The 25,491-nt window shown below is 63.2% G+C and carries 24 protein-coding genes and 2 pseudogenes; 22 read left to right on the plus strand and 4 right to left on the minus strand.

Annotated features, from left to right (window positions below):
- Positions 1-101 precede the first annotated feature (101 nt).
- The 16 genes from AB4Y73_RS13355 (at position 102) to AB4Y73_RS13430 (ending at position 17,115) form a co-directional block, all read left to right on the plus strand.
- A complete protein-coding gene (locus tag AB4Y73_RS13355) occupies positions 102-1,106 on the plus strand; it encodes an ABC transporter substrate-binding protein (protein WP_441872314.1) in 1,005 nt (334 codons plus the stop codon).
- 5 nt (positions 1,107-1,111) lie between these two features.
- Positions 1,112-1,963: an ABC transporter permease gene (locus AB4Y73_RS13360; RefSeq protein ID WP_441872316.1), complete on the plus strand. Its 852-nt coding sequence runs from the start codon at positions 1,112-1,114 to the stop codon at positions 1,961-1,963.
- On the plus strand, positions 1,960-2,718 hold the full coding sequence (locus AB4Y73_RS13365) for an ABC transporter permease (protein ID WP_441872318.1): 759 nt from the start codon (positions 1,960-1,962) through the stop codon (positions 2,716-2,718). The genes AB4Y73_RS13360 and AB4Y73_RS13365 overlap by 4 nt, the downstream gene beginning before the upstream one ends.
- Before the next feature lie 9 nt (positions 2,719-2,727).
- Positions 2,728-3,573 carry an ABC transporter ATP-binding protein gene (locus tag AB4Y73_RS13370; RefSeq protein WP_441872320.1) on the plus strand — a complete coding sequence of 282 codons (846 nt, stop codon included), beginning with the start codon at positions 2,728-2,730 and terminating at the stop codon, positions 3,571-3,573.
- 104 nt (positions 3,574-3,677) lie between these two features.
- A complete protein-coding gene (locus tag AB4Y73_RS13375) occupies positions 3,678-4,853 on the plus strand; it encodes a CaiB/BaiF CoA transferase family protein (RefSeq protein ID WP_441872475.1) in 1,176 nt (391 codons plus the stop codon).
- Between the two features lie 54 nt (positions 4,854-4,907).
- Positions 4,908-6,068, plus strand: coding sequence for an acyl-CoA dehydrogenase family protein (locus AB4Y73_RS13380; RefSeq protein WP_441872322.1), 1,161 nt, complete (start codon positions 4,908-4,910; stop codon positions 6,066-6,068).
- Between the two features lie 12 nt (positions 6,069-6,080).
- Positions 6,081-7,553 carry an aldehyde dehydrogenase family protein gene (locus AB4Y73_RS13385; protein ID WP_441872324.1) on the plus strand — a complete coding sequence of 491 codons (1,473 nt, stop codon included), beginning with the start codon at positions 6,081-6,083 and terminating at the stop codon, positions 7,551-7,553.
- Positions 7,540-8,430 carry a 3-hydroxyacyl-CoA dehydrogenase family protein gene (locus tag AB4Y73_RS13390; protein WP_441872326.1) on the plus strand — a complete coding sequence of 297 codons (891 nt, stop codon included), beginning with the start codon at positions 7,540-7,542 and terminating at the stop codon, positions 8,428-8,430. Before AB4Y73_RS13385 ends, AB4Y73_RS13390 begins: the two co-directional genes overlap by 14 nt.
- Before the next feature lie 88 nt (positions 8,431-8,518).
- Complete coding sequence (locus tag AB4Y73_RS13395; protein WP_441872328.1) at positions 8,519-9,217, plus strand: IclR family transcriptional regulator; 699 nt, start codon at positions 8,519-8,521, stop codon at positions 9,215-9,217.
- A gap of 155 nt (positions 9,218-9,372) precedes the next feature.
- Complete coding sequence (locus tag AB4Y73_RS13400; RefSeq protein WP_441872330.1) at positions 9,373-10,242, plus strand: alpha/beta fold hydrolase; 870 nt, start codon at positions 9,373-9,375, stop codon at positions 10,240-10,242.
- Between the two features lie 32 nt (positions 10,243-10,274).
- Positions 10,275-12,002 carry a bifunctional 3-(3-hydroxy-phenyl)propionate/3-hydroxycinnamic acid hydroxylase gene (locus tag AB4Y73_RS13405; protein WP_441872332.1) on the plus strand — a complete coding sequence of 576 codons (1,728 nt, stop codon included), beginning with the start codon at positions 10,275-10,277 and terminating at the stop codon, positions 12,000-12,002.
- Positions 11,971-12,909, plus strand: coding sequence for a 3-carboxyethylcatechol 2,3-dioxygenase (locus AB4Y73_RS13410; RefSeq protein WP_441872334.1), 939 nt, complete (start codon positions 11,971-11,973; stop codon positions 12,907-12,909). Before AB4Y73_RS13405 ends, AB4Y73_RS13410 begins: the two co-directional genes overlap by 32 nt.
- A complete protein-coding gene (locus AB4Y73_RS13415; RefSeq protein ID WP_441872336.1) occupies positions 12,909-13,724 on the plus strand; it encodes a 2-keto-4-pentenoate hydratase in 816 nt (271 codons plus the stop codon). Before AB4Y73_RS13410 ends, AB4Y73_RS13415 begins: the two co-directional genes overlap by 1 nt.
- 10 nt (positions 13,725-13,734) lie before the next feature.
- Positions 13,735-14,673 (plus strand): acetaldehyde dehydrogenase (acetylating), encoded by a 939-nt coding sequence (locus tag AB4Y73_RS13420; RefSeq protein ID WP_441872337.1) that lies wholly within the window; start codon positions 13,735-13,737, stop codon positions 14,671-14,673.
- 2 nt (positions 14,674-14,675) lie between these two features.
- On the plus strand, positions 14,676-15,722 hold the full coding sequence (dmpG, locus tag AB4Y73_RS13425) for a 4-hydroxy-2-oxovalerate aldolase (RefSeq protein ID WP_441872339.1): 1,047 nt from the start codon (positions 14,676-14,678) through the stop codon (positions 15,720-15,722).
- Positions 15,723-15,837: 115 nt separating this feature from the next.
- On the plus strand, positions 15,838-17,115 hold the full coding sequence (locus tag AB4Y73_RS13430) for an acetyl-CoA C-acyltransferase (RefSeq protein ID WP_441872341.1): 1,278 nt from the start codon (positions 15,838-15,840) through the stop codon (positions 17,113-17,115).
- A gap of 495 nt (positions 17,116-17,610) precedes the next feature.
- Here AB4Y73_RS13430 and bsaP read toward each other — a convergent pair whose 3' ends face one another.
- The 4 genes and pseudogenes from bsaP to AB4Y73_RS13450 all read right to left on the minus strand — a co-directional run bounded on the left by bsaP (position 17,611) and on the right by AB4Y73_RS13450 (position 20,616).
- Positions 17,611-17,853 carry a biotin synthase auxiliary protein BsaP gene (gene bsaP, locus AB4Y73_RS13435; RefSeq protein ID WP_441872343.1) on the minus strand — a complete coding sequence of 81 codons (243 nt, stop codon included), beginning with the start codon at positions 17,851-17,853 and terminating at the stop codon, positions 17,611-17,613.
- A pseudogene (gene bioB, locus AB4Y73_RS13440) lies at positions 17,850-18,867 on the minus strand (biotin synthase BioB). The gene bsaP and the pseudogene bioB overlap by 4 nt, the downstream one beginning before the upstream one ends.
- A gap of 167 nt (positions 18,868-19,034) precedes the next feature.
- Complete coding sequence (locus AB4Y73_RS13445; RefSeq protein ID WP_441872345.1) at positions 19,035-20,030, minus strand: zinc-binding dehydrogenase; 996 nt, start codon at positions 20,028-20,030, stop codon at positions 19,035-19,037.
- Positions 20,023-20,616, minus strand: coding sequence for a TetR/AcrR family transcriptional regulator (locus AB4Y73_RS13450; protein WP_441872348.1), 594 nt, complete (start codon positions 20,614-20,616; stop codon positions 20,023-20,025). Before AB4Y73_RS13450 ends, AB4Y73_RS13445 begins: the two co-directional genes overlap by 8 nt.
- Before the next feature lie 76 nt (positions 20,617-20,692).
- On the opposite strand from AB4Y73_RS13450, the gene AB4Y73_RS13455 reads away from it, so the two are divergent.
- The 6 genes and pseudogenes from AB4Y73_RS13455 to AB4Y73_RS13480 all read left to right on the plus strand — a co-directional run bounded on the left by AB4Y73_RS13455 (position 20,693) and on the right by AB4Y73_RS13480 (position 25,471).
- Positions 20,693-21,079, plus strand: coding sequence for an MmcQ/YjbR family DNA-binding protein (locus AB4Y73_RS13455; protein WP_441872350.1), 387 nt, complete (start codon positions 20,693-20,695; stop codon positions 21,077-21,079).
- The gene (locus AB4Y73_RS13460) at positions 21,076-21,432 is read left to right on the plus strand and encodes an MmcQ/YjbR family DNA-binding protein (RefSeq protein WP_441872352.1); all 357 of its coding nucleotides are present in this window, start codon (positions 21,076-21,078) and stop codon (positions 21,430-21,432) included. Before AB4Y73_RS13455 ends, AB4Y73_RS13460 begins: the two co-directional genes overlap by 4 nt.
- Positions 21,429-22,784, plus strand: coding sequence for a replication-associated recombination protein A (locus AB4Y73_RS13465; RefSeq protein WP_441872354.1), 1,356 nt, complete (start codon positions 21,429-21,431; stop codon positions 22,782-22,784). Before AB4Y73_RS13460 ends, AB4Y73_RS13465 begins: the two co-directional genes overlap by 4 nt.
- Entirely contained in the window at positions 22,777-24,204 is a 1,428-nt protein-coding gene (locus tag AB4Y73_RS13470) for a carboxylesterase family protein (RefSeq protein WP_441872355.1), read from the plus strand. Before AB4Y73_RS13465 ends, AB4Y73_RS13470 begins: the two co-directional genes overlap by 8 nt.
- A gap of 299 nt (positions 24,205-24,503) precedes the next feature.
- Positions 24,504-24,704 (plus strand): annotated as a pseudogene (locus AB4Y73_RS13475) (recombinase family protein); the annotation flags it as partial.
- Positions 24,698-25,471: an AAA family ATPase gene (locus tag AB4Y73_RS13480; RefSeq protein ID WP_441872357.1), complete on the plus strand. Its 774-nt coding sequence runs from the start codon at positions 24,698-24,700 to the stop codon at positions 25,469-25,471. The pseudogene AB4Y73_RS13475 and the gene AB4Y73_RS13480, both read left to right, overlap by 7 nt.
- The last annotated feature ends 20 nt before the right edge of the window (positions 25,472-25,491 follow it).

Genomic DNA, 25,491 nt, shown 5'->3' on the forward strand with positions numbered 1-25,491 from the left:
TGCGGTTAGGACGCTTCGTAAGATTCTGTACCAACCACTACATAAGTGATGCATAGCACAATATCCCGCTCACCACAGTCCGGAGTTCCACAATGCCCGTCATGACAAAAACCTCCTCCAAAGCCCGCCGCGTCACAGCCGCCGCAGCGGGCCTTGCCCTCGCCTTGAGCCTCGGAGCCTGTGCTTCGTCGGGGGATGCCACGCCGGCCGCTGCCGAGCAGGTCAAAGACCTCAAAGTCGGGGCAACCCCTACTTTGTCCGGGCTGGGGCTCCGCATAGCCATCAGCCAGGGAAATTTCACTAGCGATGGACTCAAAGTGACTCCGGTTGTGAACAAATCCGCCAACGATGCCGTGCCCCAGCTCCTCAGTGGGGAGCTGCAGGTAGCTCAGATGGATACCATCACCTTTATGCAGGCCCGCAGCCAAGGCCTGCCGGTGAAGATCATCGCGGTGAATGGCGAGCAGTCCACCAACGGAGAGAATGGCGCCATGTCTGCGGCCGGCGTCGTGACCAAGGCTGATAGCGCCATCAGTTCGCCCACGGGTCTGGTCGGCCAGAAGGTCGGTGTGCCGGCAATCAAGACCCAAACGTGGATGAACATCCGGGCCTTCGTCGACGCCGCAGGCGGAGACTCCTCCAAGATCGAATTCGTCGAGGTCCCCTCCGCGCAGACGATCGACCTGGTCATGCAGGGCACTGTAGTTGCGTCCACTCCGGCTGAGCCCCTGATGTCCAGCTCCATCGCCGCAGGCAAGGTCAAGCTGGTCCACAACACGGACGCGCCGGGTAACAAGGGAGTTCCCAGTTCCGTCTACGTGGCCACGGAGGAATTCATAGCCAAGAACCCGAACACCGTGAAAAACTTTGCTGACAGCGTTTACGCGGCCGCCAAAGAGGTCAACGGAAACCGCGAACTCGCCTCCAAGGTAGCCCAGTCGGAGCTCAAGTACACCCCGGAACAGCTCAACAACGCCTTCTTCCAGACCTTTGGCGCTGCAGCAGCGACACCCGCCCAAATTGACAAGATCTCCGACCTCGCCGTCAAATACGGCATCCTGACCGACAAGCCCAAGGCCGAGGACCTCCTCGCTGATCTCAAATGAGCGAAATGACCGCAAAGAGTAAACCGGCAGTTCTGGCCGGCGCCCGGGAAGAATCGCGAAAAAGGGGTTCCGACCCCTCGGAGCGACGACGGGTGGGCATTGGAACGAAGGTGATCGCCATCGCTACCGTCCTGATCCTGTGGCAGCTCCTCTCCATGAGCCCGCTTATGGACAGCGACAGCCTTCCCGCGCCGGTGACCGTTTTCGCTGCGCTGGCCGGACTATGGGGTACCAGTGCATACTGGGCCGCCCTGAGTAACACTTTGCAGGTCTGGGCCATCGGGCTGGCGCTCTGTGCAGTGATCGGAATCCCGGCAGGACTGCTGATCGGGGTTTCGGTGCGGGCCACTCAAAGCACTCGATGGGTCATCGACTTCTTCAGAACCATCCCGACTATTGCCCTCCTGCCGCTTGTTCTCCTGCTTTTCGGGGCAACGAGCCGAATGGAGATCACGATGATCGTCCTGGCCGCAATCTGGCCCCTGCTCATCCAGTCGATGTACGCGGCCAAGCAGGTGGAACCTCTGCTGAAGTGGGTGTTCCGTGTATTCCGGATTTCGACCATGGACCGTTTGCGTTTCCTCTGGGCGCCGAGTGTGACCCTGCTCGTCTCCACCGGAATGCGCCTCGCAGCCACGATGGCCCTGCTCATGACCATCTCCGCCGAATATATCGGCGGGGCACCAGGGCTTGGATTGGAACTGTCCCACATGGAACAGTCCTTCAAACGGCCCGAGGTATTCGCTTATGCGATCACCGCCGGCATGATCGGACTCCTGATCAATACCGCTCTCGTCCTGTTCCAACGCCGAGTGCTCTGGTGGCACCCGATTATTCGAGGGGAGCGTTCCGAATGAAACGCCTCACAGCTCTCGCTTGGGAAATCTGGCTCCCGCTAGTTCTCATCATCCTCTGGATTGTACTGTCCGCGGGCAGCAAATCCTTCTATTTCCCGCCACTGGCCAAGATCCTTGAGACCGTGAACAAACTGTGGTTCTTCGACGGGATCGTCGAAAACATGCTCCCGAGCCTGTCGCGGATCCTGACCGGTTTCATACTCGCCCTGCTTGTTGGCGTCATCGGCGGCGTCCTACTGGGACTTCTGCCCCGTTTCGAAGAAGCGATCCGGCCGCTGCTGGAGTTCCTGAGGTCCACGCCAGGGGTTGCACTGCTGCCAATCGCCATTATCTTCCTCGGCATCGGTGACGGAATGAAGGTCTTCATGATCGCCCTTGCCTCCATGTGGCCAATCCTGCTGAACACCATTGACGGCGTGCGTTCGGTGGAGCCCGTGCTCCTCCGGATGGCCAGTAGCTACCGCATCCCGCTTAAGGACAAAATCCGCTTTATTTATATCCCCAACGCGGCACCGCAGATATTTGCCGGTGCACGGGTAGCCCTGGCCATCGCGGCAGTTGTCATGGTGGTCACCGAGATGATTGGCTCCCCGGGCGGCGTCGGCTATTTCATTCTCGACTCTCAGCGCACCTTCAAGGTGCTGAACATGTGGTCCGGAATTGTGATGCTGGGCGTGCTGGGCTATCTCCTCAATTTCGGATTCCGGCTGGTTGAGGCCCGGGTCCTCGACTGGCACAACAAGAAGAACGCTTAGGAGCCTGACATGAACAACTCTCAAACCCCGCTCGCGGGCCGCGTCCCGGCGCAAACGGACGAGCTGCTCGTCGTCGAGAATCTCGGTAAAAGCTATGGTGACCATCAGGTGCTCGGTGACATCAGTGTCACCCTCCGCTCAGGCGAGTTTATGTGCATCGTCGGACCGTCCGGTGCCGGCAAAACCACCCTTCTGCAGTGCCTGTCGGGGCTTATCAACCCCACCCGTGGGACGGTGTCGCTCCGAGGCAAGATGGTCACGGAACCCCCCGCTGAAATGGCTATCGTCTTCCAGGATTACTCCCGTTCGCTCATGCCCTGGCTCTCCGTCCTGGACAACGTGATGCTTCCCCTGCGCTCAGCGACCAAAGACAAGGCCGAACGCAAAAAGAAGGCAATGGAAGCACTGATCGAGGTCGGGCTCAAAGACCACGTCGAAAAGTACCCATGGCAGTTGTCAGGCGGAATGCAGCAGCGCGTCGCCATCGCACGTGCCCTGGCCTACGCGCCGGCGATCGTCCTCATGGACGAACCGTTCGCCTCGGTGGACGCACAGACCCGAGGAGATTTGGAGGATCTGACGCTGAAGCTGAAAAACCACCTGGGCATAACGATCGTGCTCGTCACCCACGATATTGACGAGGCCGTTTACCTCGCCGATCGTGTTCTGGTTCTGGGTAACAAACCGACGCAGGTTGTCGACCTCATTGAAACCCACTTGGGCACGGAGCGCGATCAGATCAGTACCAAGGCGACCCGGGAATTCGCCCAACTCCGCACCCGGGTGTACCAGGAAATCCGGCACGGCGATATTCCCAGCTCGGCCGGGTCGGTGGCCGCGCCGGCAGCCAGCTAAGACGACGCCTCCTCACCTCGCGACCGGCACATCTTCGAAAGGACCCCCCGTTGTTACCTCACGCTGAGCCGCGCCCAAATGCTCACCAGCGGCCGTTGGATGGCATCATCGTCGCCGACTTTTCGCGCGTCCTGGCCGGGCCCTTGGCAACCATGACGCTGGCGGACTTGGGAGCGCGGGTCATCAAGATCGAACGTCCCGGTGCCGGCGATGACACCCGAAGCTGGGGGCCTCCCTTCTCACCAACCGGGGCGACCTACTTCGAAAGCGTGAACCGCAATAAGGAATCCATCTGCCTCGATCTCGCGGACCCGGATGACCGGGAAACAGCCCGTGAGCTGAGCCGCAGAGCCGACATCGTCGTCGAAAACTTCAAACCAAGCGGCATGGCCAGGCTGGGACTGGGCTACACCGAACTTGCAGCAGAGAACCCCGGACTGATCTATGTGTCAGTCACCGGGTTCGGCAGCGGCGGAGGAGCAGACCTGCTTGGCTACGACTTCGTAGTCCAGGCGCTGGGAGGCCTGATGAGCATCACCGGGCAGGCTGACGGCGACCCCACCAAGGCGGGTGTGGCACTCGTGGATGTCCTCACGGCCAAGGACGCAACCATCGGGGTACTGGCAGCACTCAACGAACGCCACCGCTCGGGGATGGGTGCCCTGATAGAAGTCAACCTCCTCTCAAGCCTGCAAGGAGCACTGGCGAATCAAGGCCAAAGCTTCCTGGGCGCCGGAAAGGTGCCGGCCAGGATGGGAAACGACCACCCCTCGATCGTCCCTTACCAGCTGCTGCAATGCGCGGACGGCCCCCTGGCAGTTGCCTGCGGAAACGATGGCCAGTTCGTCAAGCTCTGCGGCGCCCTGGGCCTCAGCAGACTGGCCGTGGACGAGCGCTTCCAGACCAACAACGCCAGGGTCGGGAACCGCCTGGACCTGATCCCGCTACTGGAGGATGCCCTGGCCCGCGCCGGTGCCCAATATTGGCAGGACACTTTAAACCGCGCAGGTGTTCCCGCGGGGCAGGTGGCCACCATCAAGGAATCGTTGGAGTTCGCCGAATCGCTGGGGCTGGAGCCGACGATCCCCGTCCATGATGCCAGCGGCGAAATCACCGGGCGCCAGATCCGCCATCCGATCACCTGGACACCCCCGCTCGAACAGCGCCGGACAGCGCCCCCTGCTCTAGGCGAGCACAGCGAATCAGTGCGGCGGTGGCTTACCGAGTCCGCGACCGGCCGCACTGCCGCTTCCGGCACAAAACAGGCAGCTGACTTATGACTCTTCCTGCCGATACCTCGAACCAGCCCCCCGAACACTGCACCCAAGGAAGCCATGACTGACTCAACAGATCTGCTCAACTTCGACACCCTGCTCAGCCCGGACGAGATCGCGCTCCGAAACTCCGTACGTTCCTTCGTCGACTCGACCATCAAGCCCAACATCGCCGCCTGGTACGAGTCCGCCGTCTTTCCGCTGGAAATTGTCCCCGAAATGGCCAAACTTGGCCTCCTCGGCATGCACTTGAAGGGCTACGGCTGTGCCGGCCGCTCCGCCGTCGAATACGGCCTGGCCGGCGCTGAGCTGGAAGCAGGCGACTCGGGCCTCCGCACCTTTGTCAGCGTCCAGGGCTCCCTGGCCATGAGCGCCATTTACAAGCACGGCTCCGAAGAACAAAAACAGGAATGGCTGCCCCAGATGGCTGCCGGTGAAGCGATCGGCTCGTTCGGGCTGACCGAGCCGACGGCAGGCTCGGACCCGGGCGCGATGAAGACCTTCGCACGCAGGGACGGCGAGGACTGGATCATCAACGGCTCCAAACGCTGGATCGGCCTCGCCTCCGTGGCCAAGCTCACGGTTATCTGGGCTCAGACTGATGACGGCGTCCGCGGGTTCATTGTGCCCACTGACACGCCGGGATTCACTGCGACGCCGATCGAACAGAAGCTCTCCATGCGGGCCTCCATCCAATGCGACATTGAGCTCACGGACGTACGTTTGCCTGCGGACGCTATGCTGCCGAACGCCAAAGGCTTGAGGGGACCCTTCGAGTGCCTGAACGAAGCGCGCTACGGCATTATCTGGGGCGCCATGGGTGCGGCGCGGGACAGCTACGCCACCGCTCTGGCCTACGCCCAGGAACGCCTGCAGTTCGACAAGCCGCTCGCCGGCTACCAGCTCACTCAGGAAAAACTCGTCAACATGGCACTGGAAATCAACAAGGGATTCCTGCTCGCCCTGCACTTGGGCCGACTCAAAGACGCCGGGATGCTGGAACCGCACCAGATCTCGGTGGGCAAGCTCAACAACTGCCGCGAGGCCATCAAAATCTGTCGCGATGCACGCGCCATGCTGGGCGGAAACGGCATCACCCTGGACTACTCGCCGTTGCGCCACGCGAACAACCTGGAATCGGTCCGCACCTATGAAGGCACCGACGAGGTCCACACACTGATCCTCGGAAACAAGATCACCGGCATTCACGCCTTTCGCTGAGAGAGCAACCCCATGACAACAGCCATCCAGCTTCAACACCTCATCGATGGGGCCTGGCAAGACGGGACCGCTGGCCCCCTGGCCAGCAACAACCCGGCCCTCCCCGATGAGACCGTCGCCCACGGCCTCCAGGCAGGCGAGGCTGAGGTCGACCGGGCCATGGCAGCGGCTACCGCAGCCAAGCGGGACTGGGCCCGAACCCCGGCCCATGAACGGGGTGCCGTGCTGCTCCGCGCAGCAGCCATCCTGGAGGAGTCCGCATCAGACCTCGGACTTGAACTGGCCCGCGAGGAAGGCAAGACCCGTCCTGAAGGCGAAGGCGAAGTCTTACGGGCCGCACAGATCCTCCGCTATTACGGGAACGACGGCGACCGCGCGGCCGGCGGAATCTATTCCTCACCCCGGCGCGGCGAAAAGATCCTGGTAACGCGAAAACCGTTAGGCGTGATCGGGGTAGTAACCCCGTTCAATTTCCCAATTGCCATCCCGGCATGGAAAATCGCCCCCGCCTTGACCTACGGGAACACGGTGGTCTGGAAACCGGCCAGCACAGTGCCGCTGCTGGCCATGCGGCTGGCGCAGGCACTCAGCGCGGCCGGCCTTCCAGCGGGTGTACTTAACCTCCTGATAGGCCCGGGCTCGGTGGGCAACAGCATTGTTGAACATCCCGCGCTGGACGGACTGACATTTACCGGGTCCACCGGTGTGGGCAGGAACCTGGCCTCCAAAGCCGCCGGCCGCGGTGTTCCCGTGCAGGCCGAAATGGGCGGAAAAAATGCCGCCGTCGTCCTCGCCGACGCGGACCTTGACCTGGCGGTCGAACAGGTGATGCTTGGCGCCTTCAGGTCATCGGGACAAAAATGCACAGCGACCTCCCGCCTGATTGTCGCCGAGGATATCGCCGACGAGTTTCTGGCCGAACTTGGTAAGCGGGCTGCAAACCTGTCCCTAGGGGATCCGACCGCTGCCGGAACCGAGATGGGCCCCGTCATCAATGCCTCCGCACGCAAGTCCATCCAGCAGGGAATCGACACCGCACTCGCGCAAGGAGCCAGCCTCCTCGCCGGCGGCCACCCCTACAGCGAGGGCGCCCTGGCCGAAGGCCACTTCATTGCCCCAACCGTTCTGGAACTGCCCGGCGACGGAACGCAGAATGTGTGGACCGAAGAGCTTTTCGGCCCAGTGCTGAGCGTTCGCCGTGCCCAATCAACCCAGGAAGCCTTTGAGGTGGCCAACGACAGCGAATTCGGCCTCTCGGCCGCGCTGTTTACCCAAGACTTGACCACAGCCCTGTCAGCCATGGATGAGATCGACGTCGGGATCCTGCACATCAACTCCGAATCAGCCGGGGCCGATCCCCACGTTCCCTTCGGCGGAGCCAAGAAGAGCGGCTACGGGCCCAAGGAACAGGGCGAAGCCGCCAGGGAATTCTTCTCACACACCACAACCGTCTACCTGCGCGGAGGCAAGGATGCCCAGTCCTGATCCCTCACGTCCTCAGATCCAACGCATCCTCGTTGTCGGCGCCGGCGCCATGGGCTCCCAGATCGCCATGGTCTTTGCCCTGGCCGGGCATGACGTCACCATCCAGGATGTAGCAGAGTCCGGACTGGCAAGAGCCAACGCCCAGCTCACCGACCGCATGGGCGCCGCCGTCACCAAAGGCCGCATGACCCAGGCGTCCGCCGAGGAAGCCCTGGGCCGGCTCAGCCTCAGTACCGACCTCGATCAAGCCGCATCAACTGCGGACTTCGTGATTGAAGCCGCCACGGAAAAGCTGGAAATCAAGCAGCAGATATTCGCTGACCTTGACCGAGCCGTCCCGGCCCATGCCATCCTTGCCACCAATTCCTCGACCTACGGTTCCTCAAAGGTGGCTTCAGTCACCGGCCGTCCGGAACGTGTCTGCAACGTGCACTTCTTCAACCCTGCACTGGTGATGAAATGCGTCGAAGTGGTCCGCCACCCGCAGACATCGCAGGAGACAATAGATACAGTCATGGACCTGGTCCGCTCCATCGGGAAGCAACCGGTCCTGCTCAACCAGGAAGTCCCCGGTTTCGTGGCCAACCGGCTGATGGGCGTACTCCGCGATGAAGCACTGAATCTGTACAGTTCCGGCGTGGCCAGCATTGAGGACATCGACACAGCCGCCAGAACGGCACTGGGGCACCCCATGGGTCCCTTCGAACTCATGGATCTGGTAGGGCTCGACGTCAACTGCATGATTGCCCAAGCCACCTACGAGGAAACCGGCGACCCCGCAGACCTGCCCCACCCGATCATGCAGGAAATGTATGAAACAGGGAGGCTCGGGCGCAAAAGCGGGAACGGCTGGTACAACTACGAAACCACTCGATGACAAAAGAAGTGGCCCTGCCGTACCGGGCATGCGTTACGACACCAGGAAAATGTGAAACCCGGTTTTCTCTCGTCACTAGGATGTCCATGTGACTACAGAACTGCCCGGCAGCCCGTCAAGGACCGTTGGCTCCCAGACACTTGCCCGCGGACTGGAGGCCTTGAAGGCAATCGCCGACGCACGCGACGGGCTTGCGATCAATGACGTCGCCGAGCTTCTGGGTGTGCACCGCACTATCGCCTACCGCATCCTCAACACGCTGAGCGACGCGAAGCTAATACACCGAAGCGACGACAACCGCTACCGCGGCGCGGCAGGGTTGCTCCACCTCACCTCTGCAGCGCATGATGCGATTCGTGCCGCGGCCCTCCCGGTTCTGCACGATGTGGCCAATGACCTGGCATCGACGGTCTCGCTGCTCATTAGGGAGGGAAGCGACGCGGTGGCACTTGCCGTAGTAGAGCCGCGGGGCCCCTCGTACCATGTCTCATTTGCCCAGGGAAGCCGGCACCCGCTCAACCGTGGAGCCGCAGGACTTGCGATCCAAGCAAGCCAGCCACCGTTGTCCTCAGAAGCCGAAGATGTCCGGATTGCCAGGGCCAACGGCTTTGCCATCACCTTCGGTGAAGTTGAACCCAACATGTACGGCCTGGCCGCCCCTATCAAAGGTTCTGGACCGGATCTTGCCGCCTGTATCAACCTCATCACGACCCGGAGGGAAGTCGCGGAAGGCGCCGCCACGGCCATTGTTGCCGCGGCCGAGCGTATTTCCAGCCGTCTCGGCTGAGTTTTGGACTGCAGAAATACGTGAAACTTCAGGACATTCCACTAGCCGGCAAACTGCCATAGACACCCACGTCACCGCAGTGATTCGATGTCGGCATCGAAGTGCAATTATCGCCTTTGCTTGTGCGATAAATACACAATCTAGGGAGTTTAGCTATGACACAGCATCCGTACACCAGCGTCTGGTCCGACCTTGCCCAGACTGAATTCAGCCAGGGCTACATCCAGGCCGGTCCCTACCGGACCCGCTACCTGCATGCAGGGGACTCCTCAAAGCCCACGCTGATCGCCATGCACGGCATCACCGGCCACGCCGAGGCATACGTCCGCAACCTCCAGCCCCTGTCGGAACACTTCGACGTGTGGGCCATCGACTTCATCGGCCATGGCTACAGCACCAAGCCTGAACACCCCCTGGAAATCAAGCACTACATCGAGCAACTCCTCGGGTTCATGGACGCAATCGGCGTCGAGAAGGCGTACCTCACCGGCGAATCGCTCGGCGGCTGGGTCACGGCACAGTTCGCCATCGACTACCCGGAAAAGGTCGAACGCATCTTCCTGAACACCATGGGCGGGACGATGGCCAACCCGGTAGTGATGGAACGTCTCTACACGCTGTCCATGGAAGCTGCCAAGGACCCTTCCTGGGACCGCGTGAAAACCCGGCTCGAATGGCTCATGGCCGATCCTTCCATGGTCACGGACGACCTGATCCGCACCCGCCAGGCCATCTTCCAGCAGCCGGGCTGGCTGAAAGCCTGTGAAGCCAACATGGCTCTCCAGAACCCCGAGACGCGAAAGCGCAACATGCTGACGGACGAGGCCCTTGCCCAGATCAAGGTCCCGGCTTTGGTGCTGTGGACCACGAAGGACCCCTCCGGCCCGGTGGATGAAGGACGCCGGATCGCCGGTCTCATCCCCAACAGTGAACTGGCCATCATGGAAAACTGCGGCCACTGGCCCCAGTACGAGGATCCGGCCACGTTCAACAAGATCTTCCTTGACTTCATGCTGGCCCGCTAGGCGCCCAGCTGCAACGACGCGAAAGCACCAAAATGACAAGCAACGACTTCGATATTGAAACAAACGTCCTGGTGGTGGGCGCCGGTCCGGTGGGGCTTATGCTCGCCAACCTGCTCGGCATGTACGGCCAGGACGTCACCCTTGTGGAACAGCTGCCCGAGTTGATCGACTACCCACGCGGAGTCGGTATCGACGACGAATCGCTCCGCTCGGTCCAGACCGTCGGCCTAACGGAAACAGTCCTGCCGCACACCACCGCCCAGCACATCATGCGGCTGGTCAACGGCCGGGGCAAGGTGATCATGACCAACGAGCCCAGGGCCGACGAGTTCGGCTGGCCCCGCAAAAACGGTTTCGTCCAGCCACTGGTGGACCGCGCACTGTTCGACGGCCTGGACCGCTTCGCATCCGTCACCGCGCACTTCAGCCACACAGTGGTGGATGCAATGGAAACAGCCGACGCCGTCATCGCCAGCGTCGAATACAACAACGGTGGCACCACGGCGGTCAAACGAATCAAAGCCAGGTATTTAGTGGGTTGCGAAGGCGGAAAGTCACCGACCCGCAAAAGGCTTGGGACAACCTTTGACGGCCAGTCACCGTCGACCCGCTGGCTCGTGGTCGACGTCGAGAACGACCCCCTGGGCACCCCAAACGTTTTCCTCGGCGCGGACCCGAAACGCCCCTACGTGTCGATCGGGCTGGCGCACTCGATCCGGCGCTGGGAGTTTATGCTCTTCGATCACGAAACCGACGAGCAGGTCACGGACAAGAAGTTTATCTACAACCTGCTCAAGGACCACGTCCCCAACCCGGGCGATCTGGAAGTGATCCGCGAACGCGTCTTTACGCACCACGGCAGGATCGCCGGTACGTTCCGCAAGGGCCGCCAGCTTGTCGCCGGCGACGCCGCTCACCTGATGCCAGTCTGGATGGGCCAGGGCTGGAACTCCGGCGTCCGGGACGCCACCAACCTCGCCTGGAAACTGTCCACCGTGCTTCGGGGCCAGGCGGGGGAGGGGCTTCTCGACACTTATGAGGACGAGCGCCGTGACCACGCCAAGGCCATGATCGACCTCTCCCTGACCCTGGGTGCGATCATCAAGCCCACCAACCCGGTGGTGGTGGGTGCCCGCGATGCGACAGCAGCGGTCCTGAACCTGTTCCCGCAGGTGAAGTCGTATTTCTCGGAGATGCGTTTCAAGCCGATGCCGCGGTACACCAAAGGCGTTGTTGTGGACCCCACGTCCGCTGCCCCCGGTACTGCTGCGGCACGGCTCACCAGCAAGCTGATTCCCGTCCTGACGGCCAATAACCTCAACTCGGCAGTCGGTGTGCAGTTCATCCAGCCCCGGGTCAACACCAAGGGCGCGCAGGGCATCCGGCTTGATGACGCCATCGGCAAATGGTGGACCGTGCTGGCGTGGGGCAATAACCCCAAAGGCATGTTCAGCTCTGTGGAACTGGCAACGTTGGAGGCACTCGGTGCCACTTTTGTCGCCGTCGTTCCCGAATCCCAGCGCAACTGGGCCGAAGAGCGCTACAGCCACGACGTGATCGTCGTTGGCGACGCCGAAGGCCGCCTCAAGAAGTGGTTCGATGACCGCCCCACCCCGGTCCTTTTCATCCGCCCGGACCGCTTTGTTGCCGGTGCCTGCCTTGCGCAGGACGCCCCTCGCACTCTCTCAGCCATCCTCACCGCAATGTCTTTCAAGGAAGGAGCCAGCCATGACGCTCGCACTCGTCTGCATGTCGCATAGCCCGCTTCTGGAGGTCACCGAACCGCCGGAAGAAATCCAGAACGACGTCGACGCCGCCTTCGCGGTGGCGCGCAAGTTCGTCGAGGACTTCGACCCGGACCTTGTCGTGTCCTTCGCGCCGGACCACTACAACGGCTTCTTCTATGAGCTGATGCCGCCGTTCTGCATCGGCTACGAAGCCGTTTCCGTGGGCGACTACGGTTCCGAGGAAGGTCCACTGAACGTCCCAACGCAGATTGCCAGGGACCTCGCCCAGGCAGTCATCGACGCCGACCTGGACGCTGCGATCTCGCTGAAGATGGAAATCGATCACGGCGCCGTCCAGCCCCTGGAGGTACTCTTCGGCTCCATTGCGGCCAAGCCGGTAGTACCGATTTTCGTCAACTCGGTGGCTCCGCCGTTCGCGTCGATGCGCCGCGTGCGGCAGCTGGGCACCGCCGTCGGGACTTACCTCAAGACGCTGGACCGGAAGGTCCTCATTATCGGTTCCGGCGGTCTTTCCCACGACCCGCCGGTGCCCCAGATTGCCACCGCGACTCCGGAGCAGAAGGCAATGCTGCTCAACGGCAGGCACCCAACGGCTGCCGCCCGCAACGCACGGCAGCAACGTGTCATCGACACCGCCGCAGCGTTCGCGAAAGGTGAGGCCAGCATCATGGACCTCAACCCCGAATGGGACCGTGAATTCCTCGCCATCATCGCGTCCGGGGACCTGGAGAAGCTGGACGCCTGGACCGCCCCGGCCATGGCCGCCGCAGCCGGCAACTCCGCCCACGAAGTCCGCAACTGGGTGGCCGCCTACAACGCGCTTGCAGCAGCAGGCGATTACGCGGTCACCTCCGAGTACTACCGCCCGATTCCCGAATTTATCGCCGGCTTCGGCGTGACCACAGCGATGGTGAAATGATGAGCACACAGACCGAAACCGCACGTACCGAGCTGAAAGACCAGCTCGCCGCGGAACTGCTGGAGGCCACCGGCACCCTGGTACCAGTGGCACCTTTACGGGACCGGCTGCAGGACATGACCGTCCAGGACGCCTACGATGTCCAGACGGCCCAGCTTGCGCAACACGTTGCCGCCGGGCGGGTACTAGCCGGCCGCAAAGTCGGGCTGACATCCCTTGCCATGCAGCGGCAGTTGGGCGTTGATTCTCCGGACTTCGGGTTCTTCTTCGAGGACATGGTCCACCATGATGAGGCCCGGATCCCGGCCTCCCAGTTCATTCAGCCCAAGGTGGAACCGGAACTCGGTTTCGTCCTGAAGGAGCCCCTTCAGGGCCCCGGTGTCACCTTGGAGCAGGCGGCGGCCGCCATCGCCGCCATTTACCCCGCCATCGAAATCATCGACTCCCGGATCAGGGACTGGGACATCAAACTCGTCGACACCATCGCCGACAACGCCTCCTGCGGTGCCATCGCAGTGAGTGCCCACGCTCTGTGGCTGGATCCCGCCGATCCCACTGGGCTCCTGGATGTCACCTGCTCACTGGTGATCGACGGGGAGGTAACCGGCACCGGGACCGGCGCGGACGTCATGGGGCACCCCCTTGCGCCGCTGGCCTGGCTGGCCAACGTCCTCGGCGAGCAGGGCGTGGCGCTCGAAGTCGGCCAGCTGATCCTGCCCGGCTCCTTCACGGTAGCCATGCCGGTCGTAGCCAACAGCACCGCGACGGCCGATTTCGGCCCCCTGGGCTCACTGACAATTCACTTCACAGACTAAGGACACCACCATGGCCAAGAAAACAGCAGCCATCGTCGGCTCAGGCAACATCGGCACCGACCTGATGTTCAAAATCATGCGCCGCAGCAAGAACATTGAAGTCAAGTACATGATTGGCGTGGACCCGGCCTCGGACGGGCTCGCCCGCGCCGCCCGCCTCGGCATCACCACCTCTGCCGAGGGCGTGGATTGGCTCCTTGCCCAGGACGAACTCCCGGACTTCGTGTTCGAATGCACCTCAGCCAAGGCGCACGAGGCCAACGCCCCCAAGTACAAGGCCGCGGGTATCCACGCGATCGACCTGACCCCGGCCGCCGTAGGCCCGTACCTGTGCCCCGTGGTGAACCTGGACGCACTCCAGGACGTCCTGAACGTCAACATGATCACCTGCGCAGGGCAGGCTACAACCCCGATCGTCGCCGCGATCTCCTCCGTCGTTCCCGTGGACTACGCCGAGATCGTCGCCTCCATTGCCTCCAAATCCGCCGGTCCGGGAACCCGCGCGAACGTGGACGAGTTCACCGAAACCACGGCCAAGGCTTTGGAAGAGGTTGGCGGCGCGAAACGGGGCAAGGCGATCATCATCATCAACCCGGTCGAACCGCCCATGATCATGCGCAACACCATCTACGCCGCGATCCCCGCCACAGCCGCCGAACCCGGCGAGCTGCAGGACCGGATCATCGCAGCCATCAACGAGGCCGTCACGAAGATCCAGGACTACGTCCCCGGCTACTCCCTGCGTGTGGAACCCCAATTCGATACCGCCCGCGACGACTGGAACGGCAACGGCCGGGTGGGCGTCTGGGTCCAGGTCAAGGGAGCGGCCGACTACCTGCCCGAATACGCCGGGAACCTGGACATCATCACCGCCGCAGCGACCCGGACAGCTGACCTGCTCGCCGAACGCATGGACGCCGCCACACCGTCAACCCCCGTAGGAGCATAACCATGACCCCCACCTCCGACACCACAGCACAAAACCTCAGCGTCCGGCTCACGGACACGACCCTGCGCGACGGCTCCCACGCCATGAGCCACAAATTCACCGAAGAGCACGTCCGCTCCGTGGTCCGTGCCCTCGACGACGCCAAGATCGAAGTGATCGAAGTGACCCACGGCGACGGCCTCGGCGGCTCCTCCTTCAACTACGGTTTCTCCCTCACCCCGGAACTGGACCTGGTCCGGGCCGCCGTTGACGAAGCGAAGAACGCGAAGATCGCGGTGCTGATGCTCCCGGGCCTGGGCACCATCCACGACCTGAACCAGGCCCACGACGCCGGCGCCACCGTGGCACGCATCGCTACCCACTGCACCGAGGCGGACGTGTCCATCCAGCATTTCCAGCACGCCCGAAAGCTCGGCATGGAAACCGTCGGGTTCCTCATGCTCTCGCACCGCACCACCCCGGAAAACCTCGCCAAACAGGCACGAATCATGGCCGACGCCGGCTGCCAGTGCGTCTACGTCGTCGACTCCGCCGGCGCCCTGATCCTCGAAGACGTCTCCGACCGCGTCTCGGCACTCGTGGCCGAACTCGGCACCGACGCCCAAGTCGGGTTCCACGGACACCAGAACCTGTCCTTCGGCGTCGCGAACTCCGTCTACGCCGCCCGCGCCGGGGCCAAACAGATCGACGGAACCCTCCTGGCCCTCGGCGCCGGAGCCGGAAACTCACCCACAGAGGTCCTCGCCGCCGCCTTCGACCGGCTCAACATCAGCACCGGCGTTGACGTCCACGGGGTCATGGCCGCCGCCGAAGACGTGGTCAAACCCATCATCACCCGCATGCCCATCATGGACCGCGCCTCCATCATGCAGGGCTACGCCGGGGTCTACTCCTCCTTCCTCATCCACGCCGAACGCGCCGCAGAACGCTACGGCGTCCCAGCCTGGCAAATCCTCGAAGAAATCGGCAAAGCCGGCTACGTCGGCGGCCAGGAAGACATGATCATCGACGTCGCCGTCCAACTCGCCGCCGGAGCACGGGTCGCCTGAACAGCCTTCCGCCCGGAACTGCGCGTCGCCCTTCCAGCATCCGATATGGCGCCATCAGGTGAACGGCTGCCCTCAGATCACGGTGCTTCCGCCCGCCACCCGTCCAAGGAGAAAAATGAACACCAGTTCAGATGTTGTCATCGTTGGTGCAGCCCGTACACCGCAGGGCAAGCTGATGGGCCAGCTCGCCCCGTTGTCCGCTGTTGAGCTAGGTGGTGCGGCGATCGCCGGTGCGCTGGAGAAGGCGGGGGTCCGGCCGGACGCCGTCGAAGCGGTCATCATCGGTCATGTCCTTCAGGCGGGCGCCGGCCAGAATCCTGCCCGGCAGGCCGCCGTCGCCGGTGGTATACCGCTCAGTGCCCACGCGGCCACCGTCAACAAGGTGTGCTTGTCCGGGCTGAGCGCCATCATCGAGGCAACCCGGCTGCTGCGGCTCGGAGAAGCCGCGGTGGTTGTCGCCGGCGGGCAGGAATCCATGTCCAACGCCCCGCATCTGCTGCCCGGATCCCGCACCGGACACCTCTACGGGGACGCGCCCCTGATCGACTCCGCCGCCCACGACGGCCTCACGGACGCCTTCGACCAGGAATCCATGGGCTTGGCCACCGACCGCGCCAACGCGGCGCTGGGAATCCTCCGGGCCGATCAGGACCAAGCTGCCGCCGATTCCCACCGGCGTGCCGCGGCCGCCCAGGCTGCCGGGCTTTTTGACCTCGAGATCATCTCGGTCAAGGTGCCGCGGCCCCGGGGGGAGTCCGAACTCGTAACAACAGATGAGGGTGTGCGTCCCAACAGCACCGAAGAATCACTGGGCAAACTCCGGCCGGCCTTTTCCGCCGCCGGGACGGTGACCGCTGGCAACGCCTCCGCGCTGAACGACGGCGCGGCCGCCGTTGTCCTGACCACCCGCGGCTACGCGGAAACGCACGGGCTTGAGATCCTGGCGACAGTCGAGGCCCCTGGACAGACCGCCGGTCCGGACACCTCGCTGCCGGACAAACCTGCCCGCGCCATCAGCAAGGCACTGGAAACAGCGGGCTGGGCCGTGGAGGACCTGGACTTCGTAGAGATCAATGAGGCGTTCGCCTCCGTAGTGGAGGGCAACAGGCAGTCGTTCGGCCTGCTGCACGGCGGCGCGTCCCTCGCGGTCGGCGAAGCCGTGGGATCCTGGGCAGCCGTGATACACGCCAGCACCCTGGGCAAGACTGCCGTGGGTATAGACGTTTCGGAAAAGCACCACCGTTCCGCCCGTCAGGGACAGATCACCATCACTGCCACACCCATCCACCTGGGCGGAACACTCACCACCCACGAAGTGCTCATCGCCAACGAGGCAGGCCAGCGGCTATGCACCATGCGCATCACCAACCTGTTGATGGACAAGCGGAAGTAACCCATCTCCACCCTTGGCCGGTCAGGTCACATCCTATTGGCGGGGAAAATCCTTCCTCATGGAGTGTGACGGATGCCCGAATATGCCTGCGGTGCTGCTGCGCCGCTGCCCTCCGTAACTGCGGGATCACAAAGAGAAGCAGCTAGCCAGATGCTGGACCACACAAGCTCCGGTAACCGGCGGGACGAGGTGCCCAAATCTGTCCGCCGTCGGTAGGGTTCCTGTCGTTCTTCGACCGCTTCGCCACGCCGCCCATGCTGCTCGTGCTCCGTTGAGCGGACCAACCTGTCTCTGGGCCAGACCGTCGAAGTCGTGGCCAAGTACGCCCTGCTTTACGCCCTTGGGCAGCCGGTATGGGGGCTGATCGCGGAGCCGCACCCGCACGCCGTCGGCCGCCTCGACCTCCCCAAGGCAAGATCCCCCGACGCTGGGGCAGGGCATACGGGTGCCACAGACTCGCCCGTTCGCGCTGGATTAGGCTGTGCTGGATCAAGCTCATGCTGCGCGACTGCCGTGGCGTGAGCATTCGGCGGTCCAGCCCAGCGGGGTGACCTGGACTTTCATGCGTCGCCTGCAGTCCGCGCAGTAGCGCGGCGGCTCCATAGCGAGGCGATGTGCGCAGCTTTGGTGAGCGTCCGACGTCGGGCAGTCATCTTCCGGTGCGGCTCCGACGCCGGTGGGCTCACCGCAATGCCCGCAGTAGCGTGTTGTGGCTGCGCTGGTAGATCCAGTGCTCAAAGTGACTTCTGGAGTTCCTTGATGGGCATGTTCAATTCCACCAGAAGGTTCAGGTCGGCATTTGCGGGCCGGCCCAGCGTGGTGAGGTAGTTGCCGACGATGACGGCGTTGATGCCGCCGAGCAGACCCTCCCGTGTGCCGAGGTCGCCGAGGGTCAGTTCGCGGCCACCGGCGTAGCGGAGCACGGTGCGGGGCATGGCGAGGCGGAACGCGGCGATCGCACGGAGGGCGTCCTTCCCGTCCATGATGCCCTGGTTTTCGAGCGGTGTGCCGGGGCGGGGGTTGAGGAAGTTCAGCGGGACTTCGTGCGGTTCGAGGGCTGCGAGCTGGGCCGCGAGTTCTGCCCTCTGCTCGCGGGTTTCGCCCATGCCGATCAGGGCGCCGCAGCAGAGTTCCATGCCGGCGGCCTTGACCGTGTTGCAGGTTTCCAGGCGTTCCTCGTAGCTGTGGGTGGTGACGACCTCGGGGAAGTAGCTGCGGGCCGTTTCGAGATTGTGGTTGTAGCGGTGCACGCCCCATTCGGCGAGCTGGTCCACCTGGCGCTGGCTCAGCATCCCAAGGGAGCAGGCGATGTTGATGTCCACTTCTTCGTGGATGCGGTCGATCGCGAACTTGATCTGGTTCATGAGCTTGATGTCGGGGCTGCGGACGGCGGCCACGATGCAGAACTCCGTGGCGCCGGTGGCGGCCGTTTCCTTCGCGGCCTTCACGAGCTCGGGGATGTCGAGCCAGACGCCGCGGACGGGGGAGTCGAACAGGCCGGACTGGCTGCAGAAGTGGCAGTCCTCTGGGCACCCGCCGGTCTTGATGGAGATGATGCCTTCCGCCTCGACGTCCTCGCCGCAGTGTTTCAGTCGTACTTCGTGGGCGAGCTGCAGGGCGGCGGGCACTGCCTCGTCCGGCGAGTTGGTCCTCCCTCAGCCCCTCACCTTTTTCGAGAACCTGCTGCCGGGCCGTTTCCAGAATTGCGTAGCGTGCGGTCGTTGCGCCGGAGGCGCCTGAATCGTCATTGATGGTCCTTTGTGCGGGAAAGTGCCGTTGTACATCAAGACTCACGTGTGACTTTCAGCGGTAAATGGCGGTGTTTTGGCGGCGCTATTTGTCGCGCTCCCTTGGACCAGCCAGAAATTGTCTCGAAACCCTTACTTTCTTGAGACGTAGCGCGGTCGCCAGTTCGGCGTTCACGGTGTGGGCATGACAACGACGTGCTTCCCGGGCTGGTGGCGGGATTCGAGGTTGCGGTGCGCGTCGGCCACTTTCTCGAGCCCTTCGTAGACGTCGGCGATGACGGTGCGGAACGTGCCGGCTTTGATTGCTGCGAGGTAGCGGTCGAGGGCGTCGGTGGGGAGGTCGGTGGCTTCGCCGGCATAGCTGGTGAGGTGCACTCGGGTGGGGATGGTGAATGGGTTGAAGTCGGGGATGGTCCAGTTCCCGCCGAGCGCGCCGACGAAGCACACCGTCCCGCTGGGGTGGATCACGGAGAGGATGGTGGGGAGGGCGGTGGCGCCTACGAACTCGAGCGCAGCGTCAACACCGTCCGGGGTGATTGCGAGGATCGTGTCGGTGAGGGTGTCGTCGTCGATGAGGACGTGGTCGGCGCCCACTCCGGTAAGCAGGTCGGCGCGCGCGGGGTTGCGGGTGGTCGCGAAGACCGTCGCGCCGAGCTGGTGTGCGATAGCGACCGCGGTGAGTCCTACGGTGGAGGTCGCGCCGTGGATGAGGATGCTCTGCCCGGCCTTTAGGCGCAGTCCGGTGGTGATCGAGCCGTGCGCGGTTTGCAGCATCTCGGGGAGCCCACCGATGGCCTCCCAGCCGAGGTCGGTGTCGAACGGGATCACGTTGGCGGCGTCGACGAGTGTGTATTCGGCGTAGCTACCGTCGATGGTTCGGCCTAGCCCGCCCATCATCGTGGCGACTTTCTGACCCAGGGCAAGGTCGACGCCGTCACCGATGGCGTCCACGACGCCGACGGCTTCGATACCGAGGATGCGGGGGAAGGTGAAGTCGGAGTCGGATTCGCCTTGACGGCTGGTGACTTCGGATTCGTTGACACCGAACGCCTTCACCTTGATGCGCACCCAGCCGGGGCGGACTTCGGGGATGGGGACGTCGGTGACGGCGAGGCCGTCGAAGTCGGCGGGGCCGGTGAGGCGGATAGCGCGCATGGTCTCAGGCATGGGATTTCTCCTTCGTGTGAACGGGATCATCGGTGGCGGGGATGGCGACTAGGGCTTCGAATGCCCGACGCACCATCGCCTCGTCCAGGGCTCCGTCGGGGTGGGCGAGGCGGTGGCTCCACCACCCCCACAGCAGTGCGTTGATCGTGACGGCTGTGCTCTCCGGTACGAGACCGTGGATCATCGCCAGGGCGTCATCCTCTACTGCTTGCAGGACTGACGCGACGTCTGGGTGGCGGATGCCGTAGTGCCGGATCTCGGCATACAGGCGGATGTTGTCGAGCGTTGGGCTCGTTGCACCGATTGTTGCGGCGACGAGCACATCCACGATGTCCGCCGGCGTCCGGGCGTCTCCTAGCGGTGTCTCGTAGCGGGGTCCGAGGTGACTGCGGGTCGAGTCGAAAGCACTGACTATGAGGCCCTCGAGGGTGGGGAAGTAGTACGTCATCGACCCCAGTGGCACCCCGGCGTGCGCAGCGATACCCCGATACGACGCGCCGGCCACGCCGTCGGCGGCTATGACCTCAAGGGTGGCCTCCAGAATCCGAGCGCGGCGACCTGGGTCGTTCGGCTTTCCTCGTCGCACATCTCTCCAATGTCTGACCTAGTGCGTACACTGGTACGTATCAGTGTCCAATCTAGCCCACCATGGAGGATTTCGCATGAACGGTCCCGAATTGCAGGAGCACGCCCGGGCACGAGTACAGGAGCTCCCTGGTGCGCATCTCGAGCACCCGTTCGGGCCGGAATGGGAGGTGTTCAAGGTGGTGGAGAAGGTCTTCATGCTGATGACCTTCTCCACCGGTGAGCCGATCGTGATCCTGAAAGCGGACCCGGAAGAAAGCAAGGCGCTGCAGGACGAGCACGAGGACATCACACCCGGCTACCACATGAACAAGAAGCACTGGATCACCCTGCACCCCTCAGGGGACCTCTCCGCGTCGCTGGTCGAGGACCTGGTCACCGAGTCGTACCTGCGAGTCGTTGATAATCTTCCGCGCGCCAAGCGACCGGTCGACCCCGCCACGTTCGGGCAGGGCACGCAGTGACGTTGTCCGGGGAACGGCTGCAGCAGATCGCCCGCAACACTGCGGCATCCCTCCCCGACGTGTCTCACGGGCACCCGTTCACCCCGCACCTTGACGTCTGGAAAGCCGGCGAGAAAGTCTTTTTGATTGTCACCGACGATGACCCCGACCTGCAGATCATCACCATCAAAGCCGGCCCGCACCACGGTGACGCGTTGCGCCGGGATCACGAGTCGATCACCGTCGGTCACTACCTCGACAAGAGGCATTGGATCTCCGTCGGGCCGGGCCAGGGAATCACGGCGAAGTTGATCGAGAACCTCGTCCACACCTCTTACGATCTCGCCGACGCGCATCACGCGGAGCCGTCGTGACTGACATCCCGTCCCTGTTCGATGTCGATGATACGTCGCGTCCGTTGGCTGACCGGCTTCGCCCTCGCGCTCTCTCCGACGTTGTCGGGCAGGGACACCTTCTCTCAGATGACGCTCCGATCGGGCGTATGGTCGCGGGTCATCGGTTGGTGTCGATGGTGCTGTGGGGCCCACCCGGGTGCGGGAAAACGACCATCGCGCGGCTCCTCGCAGAGCACACCGACCTGGTGTTCGAACCGCTCTCGGCAACGTTCTCAGGAGTCGCCGACCTTCGAAAAATCTTCCAGGCAGCGAAGCAACGGCGGGAGATCGGACAAGGGACACTGCTATTCGTGGATGAGATCCACCGGTTCAACCGTGCTCAACAGGACTCGTTCCTGCCCTATGTCGAAGACGGCACCATCATCCTCGTCGGCGCGACAACAGAAAACCCGAGCTTTGAACTCAACGGGGCACTCCTGTCCCGCAGCCAAGTTTTCGTGCTGAAGCGGCTAGACGAGGTCGCTCTAGACACGCTCATCAACCGGGCGGAAGATCTCACTGGTTCACCGCTCCCCCTCGACGTGGACGCACGACAGTCGCTGATAGCCATGGCCGATGGAGACGGCCGGTACCTGTTGAACATGATCGAACAGGTCCAGGCCCTCCCCAGCCCGGTGAATACGGCGGCGCTTGCTGCCGCAGTGCAGAAACGGGCACCGCTGTATGACAAGTCGCAGGAGGGGCACTACAATCTCATTTCCGCGCTCCACAAGTCCATGCGCGGCTCTGACCCCGACGCGGCCTTGTACTGGCTGTCACGGATGCTGCTCGGCGGTGAGGATCCGTTGTTTATTGCCAGACGGATCACGCGTTTCGCGAACGAAGACATCGGATTGGCGGACCCTCACGCCGTGCAGCAAGCCCTCGCCGCGTGGGACGTCTACGAACGCCTCGGCTCCCCGGAGGGAGAGATCGCTATCGCCCAAGCCGTGTTGTACCTCTCGACCGCTCCGAAGTCGATCGGCGTGTACCGAAGCTTCAACAAGGCGTGGGCGACCGCGAAACGCACCGGCTCACTCATGCCCCCCGCCCACATCCTGAACGCCCCCACCCGACTGATGAAAAACCTCGGTTACGGCAAGGGATACCAGTACGACCCGGACACGGAAACCGGATTCTCCGGCGCGGACTACTTCCCCGACGGCCTGCCCCGGGAAACGTTCTACCAACCCACCACCCGCGGATACGAGCGCGCCATTACCGACCGGCTCCGCCACTGGGCACAACTCCGCGACGACATCGCCGACGATTCCCGAAGCGATGACACCCCCACGACGCCTTCCGATCGAAAGGACACCTCTCATGACTGACACGACACCTACACACCCGGTCCGCTCCTGGCTCGGCATCCCCTACGCCACCGCAGAACGCTTCCGCAAGCCGACGCTCCTGCCCTACAACCCTGATCTGCCCTACGACGAGCTCGGCCCGGCTCCGATCCAGGCCGGGGACACGTCCTGGTTGGAAGCCGACAACGGATTCAGCGAAGACTGCCTGAACCTCAACGTCTGGGCACCAACAGATCTGGGAGATGAGCGGCTGCCTGTAATCGTCTACACCTTCGGCGGCGGATGGGTGCTTGGCTCCAACACGCAGACCACCTCGAACGCGTCCGGGCTCGCCGCGACCGGACGGGCGATCGGTGTGTCCATCAACTACCGTCTCGGCGCATTCGGCTGGCTTTCCCTCTCCCAATACGGTGGCGCACTGGCCGAGGCCTCGAACCTCGGCCTGCAGGACATCATCACCGCTCTGCGGTGGGTGCGGGAAAACATCGCGCGGTTCGGCGGTGACCCGCACAACGTGACCGTCACCGGTCACAGCGCCGGCGCCTTCAACAGCCTCGCCCTGCTCGCAGCCCCCACAGCAGACGACCTCTACCACCACATCGCCGCCTTCTCCGGCATGCCCTCACGACAGGTCCCGGCCTGGGGCGCTGAGCAGCGGGCGGTAGCGGTCCTGACCGAACTCGGGATCCGCGACGATCCGGAACAGCTGCTGACCGTCGACGCGCAGGCACTCGCGGACGCGATGAGCAGCACGATCTCCCCAGACCCCGGATCGGCACACGGAGTCGACAGCGACGTCATCGCCATCGTCGATGACCGCACCCAGCCCGGCGGAATCCTCGCAGACCACCCCATGCGGATCCTTGAATCAGGCCTTCATCGCGACGTCGACATCGTCTTCAGCAGCGCCACTCACGAGACCGACTGGTGGGTCCTTAACAGGACCGCAGACTTCGACCCCGGCAGCATCGACGCCCTCGTGGACGAATTCGCCACCCGGAACCGCATCCCCCGCAGCCGCGCGCAAAAGATCATCGCCGCGTACGACGTCGACGGGCGCACCCCTGTCGAGGTCCGCGGGGCGCTGCTGACCGACTTCTCCTTCACCCTTCCCCAAGCTCGCGGCGCACTTGCCCACGCCGCAGCAGGCGGAAACGCTCACCTGCTCTCGATCGGGTCGGTCGAAGGCGCACACGCTGTGCACGGGTCCGAGATGTATGGCATCGTCGGACAGACAAAGCCCGGCGCCAGCAAAGAACAGATCACCCGCGACGCCTTCGTCCGCGACACCATCCTCACCCTCGCCGAAGGAAACGCCGACTCTCTATGGGCCAAGGTCACAACGGAACCCACCACTCAAGGCATAGGCAACCCTCCATACGACCCCACCACCCACGCAATCGAAGTCCTAGACACATTCGACGGCATCGAACGACCATGAAGTAGATACCAGGTCGTCGGTGATGCGCAGACCCGCCACTCTGAAGCGAAAGAACGCCGCCGAAGAGCGCCGAAGTTCACACAGTTCATACCCGCCCGAGAAAATGCCCGGTGAAGGTGCCCTAAACGCTACACACTCAGACGTCTCATAACCCAAAGCTTTCCAAGACACCGACCTAGCGCCATGGAGGGCTCCGGAAACCGGCGTGTTATCGGCCTGGCTGTTGTCTTGGAAAGGTGCCTCACCGTTAAACGTCTCGGACGAGCGCTTACCCGGGTTTTCTGAGGCACAATGGCAGAGTGAGGCACCTTGGGTATACGCGCGTGAGTACATCTGGCCAGGACGCGAAGCTGCAGCTCGACGCGCTTGTCGATTCCGGAGTCCAAAAGCGCGACGTGTTCGCTGACGTCACGTCCGGGAGCAGGGCCGCGATGGAGCGCCCGGGGATGAAGAAGCTGCTCGCCTACGCCGAGCCCGGGGACACGGTCGTCGTGTGGCGGGATTCGCCAACGCCGTGCGAAAAGAGCACACCATTGGAATCTGCCATGGCGACGCGGGAGTGGGCAAAACCTACTCCGCCCGGCGTTACGCCAACTGGGATGCCCTGGAACCCTACATAACAGAGTGGCGGTCCCGCGACGCAGAAGACCATGCCAAACATTCCTTTCTCGCCAACAAAACCCGGACCGTCTTCTACACCCCCGAAGTCCTCTGTCGACCTAAGAACCTCATGGACGAGATCCTCCGCTCACAAGTACGGATCGGATCCTGCATCGATGACCACCTCCGCCGCCACGACACAACAACCCCTCGCATCATGAATGGCATCACCAAGCTAGTCGAACTGCTCATCATCGACGAAGCCGAACGCCTCACCCCAACCGCACTGGAACTCCTCCGCGACAACCACGACCGCACCCACCTCGGGATCATCCTCATCGGCATGCCCGGCATCGACCAACGCTTCCGCCACTACCCCCAGCTCTACAGCCGTCTGGGCTTTTCGCACCGCTACAGGGCACTCGGACGCGACGAACTCCTATTCGTCCTCGATCGGCACTGGAAACGACTCGGCCGCTCACTGGACCCAGACGACTTCACCGACGCTCAAGCAATCGCAGCAATCGAACGAATCACCCGCGGGAACTTCCGGCTCCTCGAGCGGATCTTCCCCCAAATCACCCGGGTACTGAAAATCAACCAACTCGAAACCATCACCGACGACGTCATCGAAGCGGCCGCCAGCACCCTGGTCATCGGCAACTAACGACAAAGAGCGTCACCAGA

It is taken from the genome of Pseudarthrobacter sp. TAF60_1 (genome assembly GCF_052113505.1).
Taxonomy (GTDB): domain Bacteria; phylum Actinomycetota; class Actinomycetes; order Actinomycetales; family Micrococcaceae; genus Arthrobacter.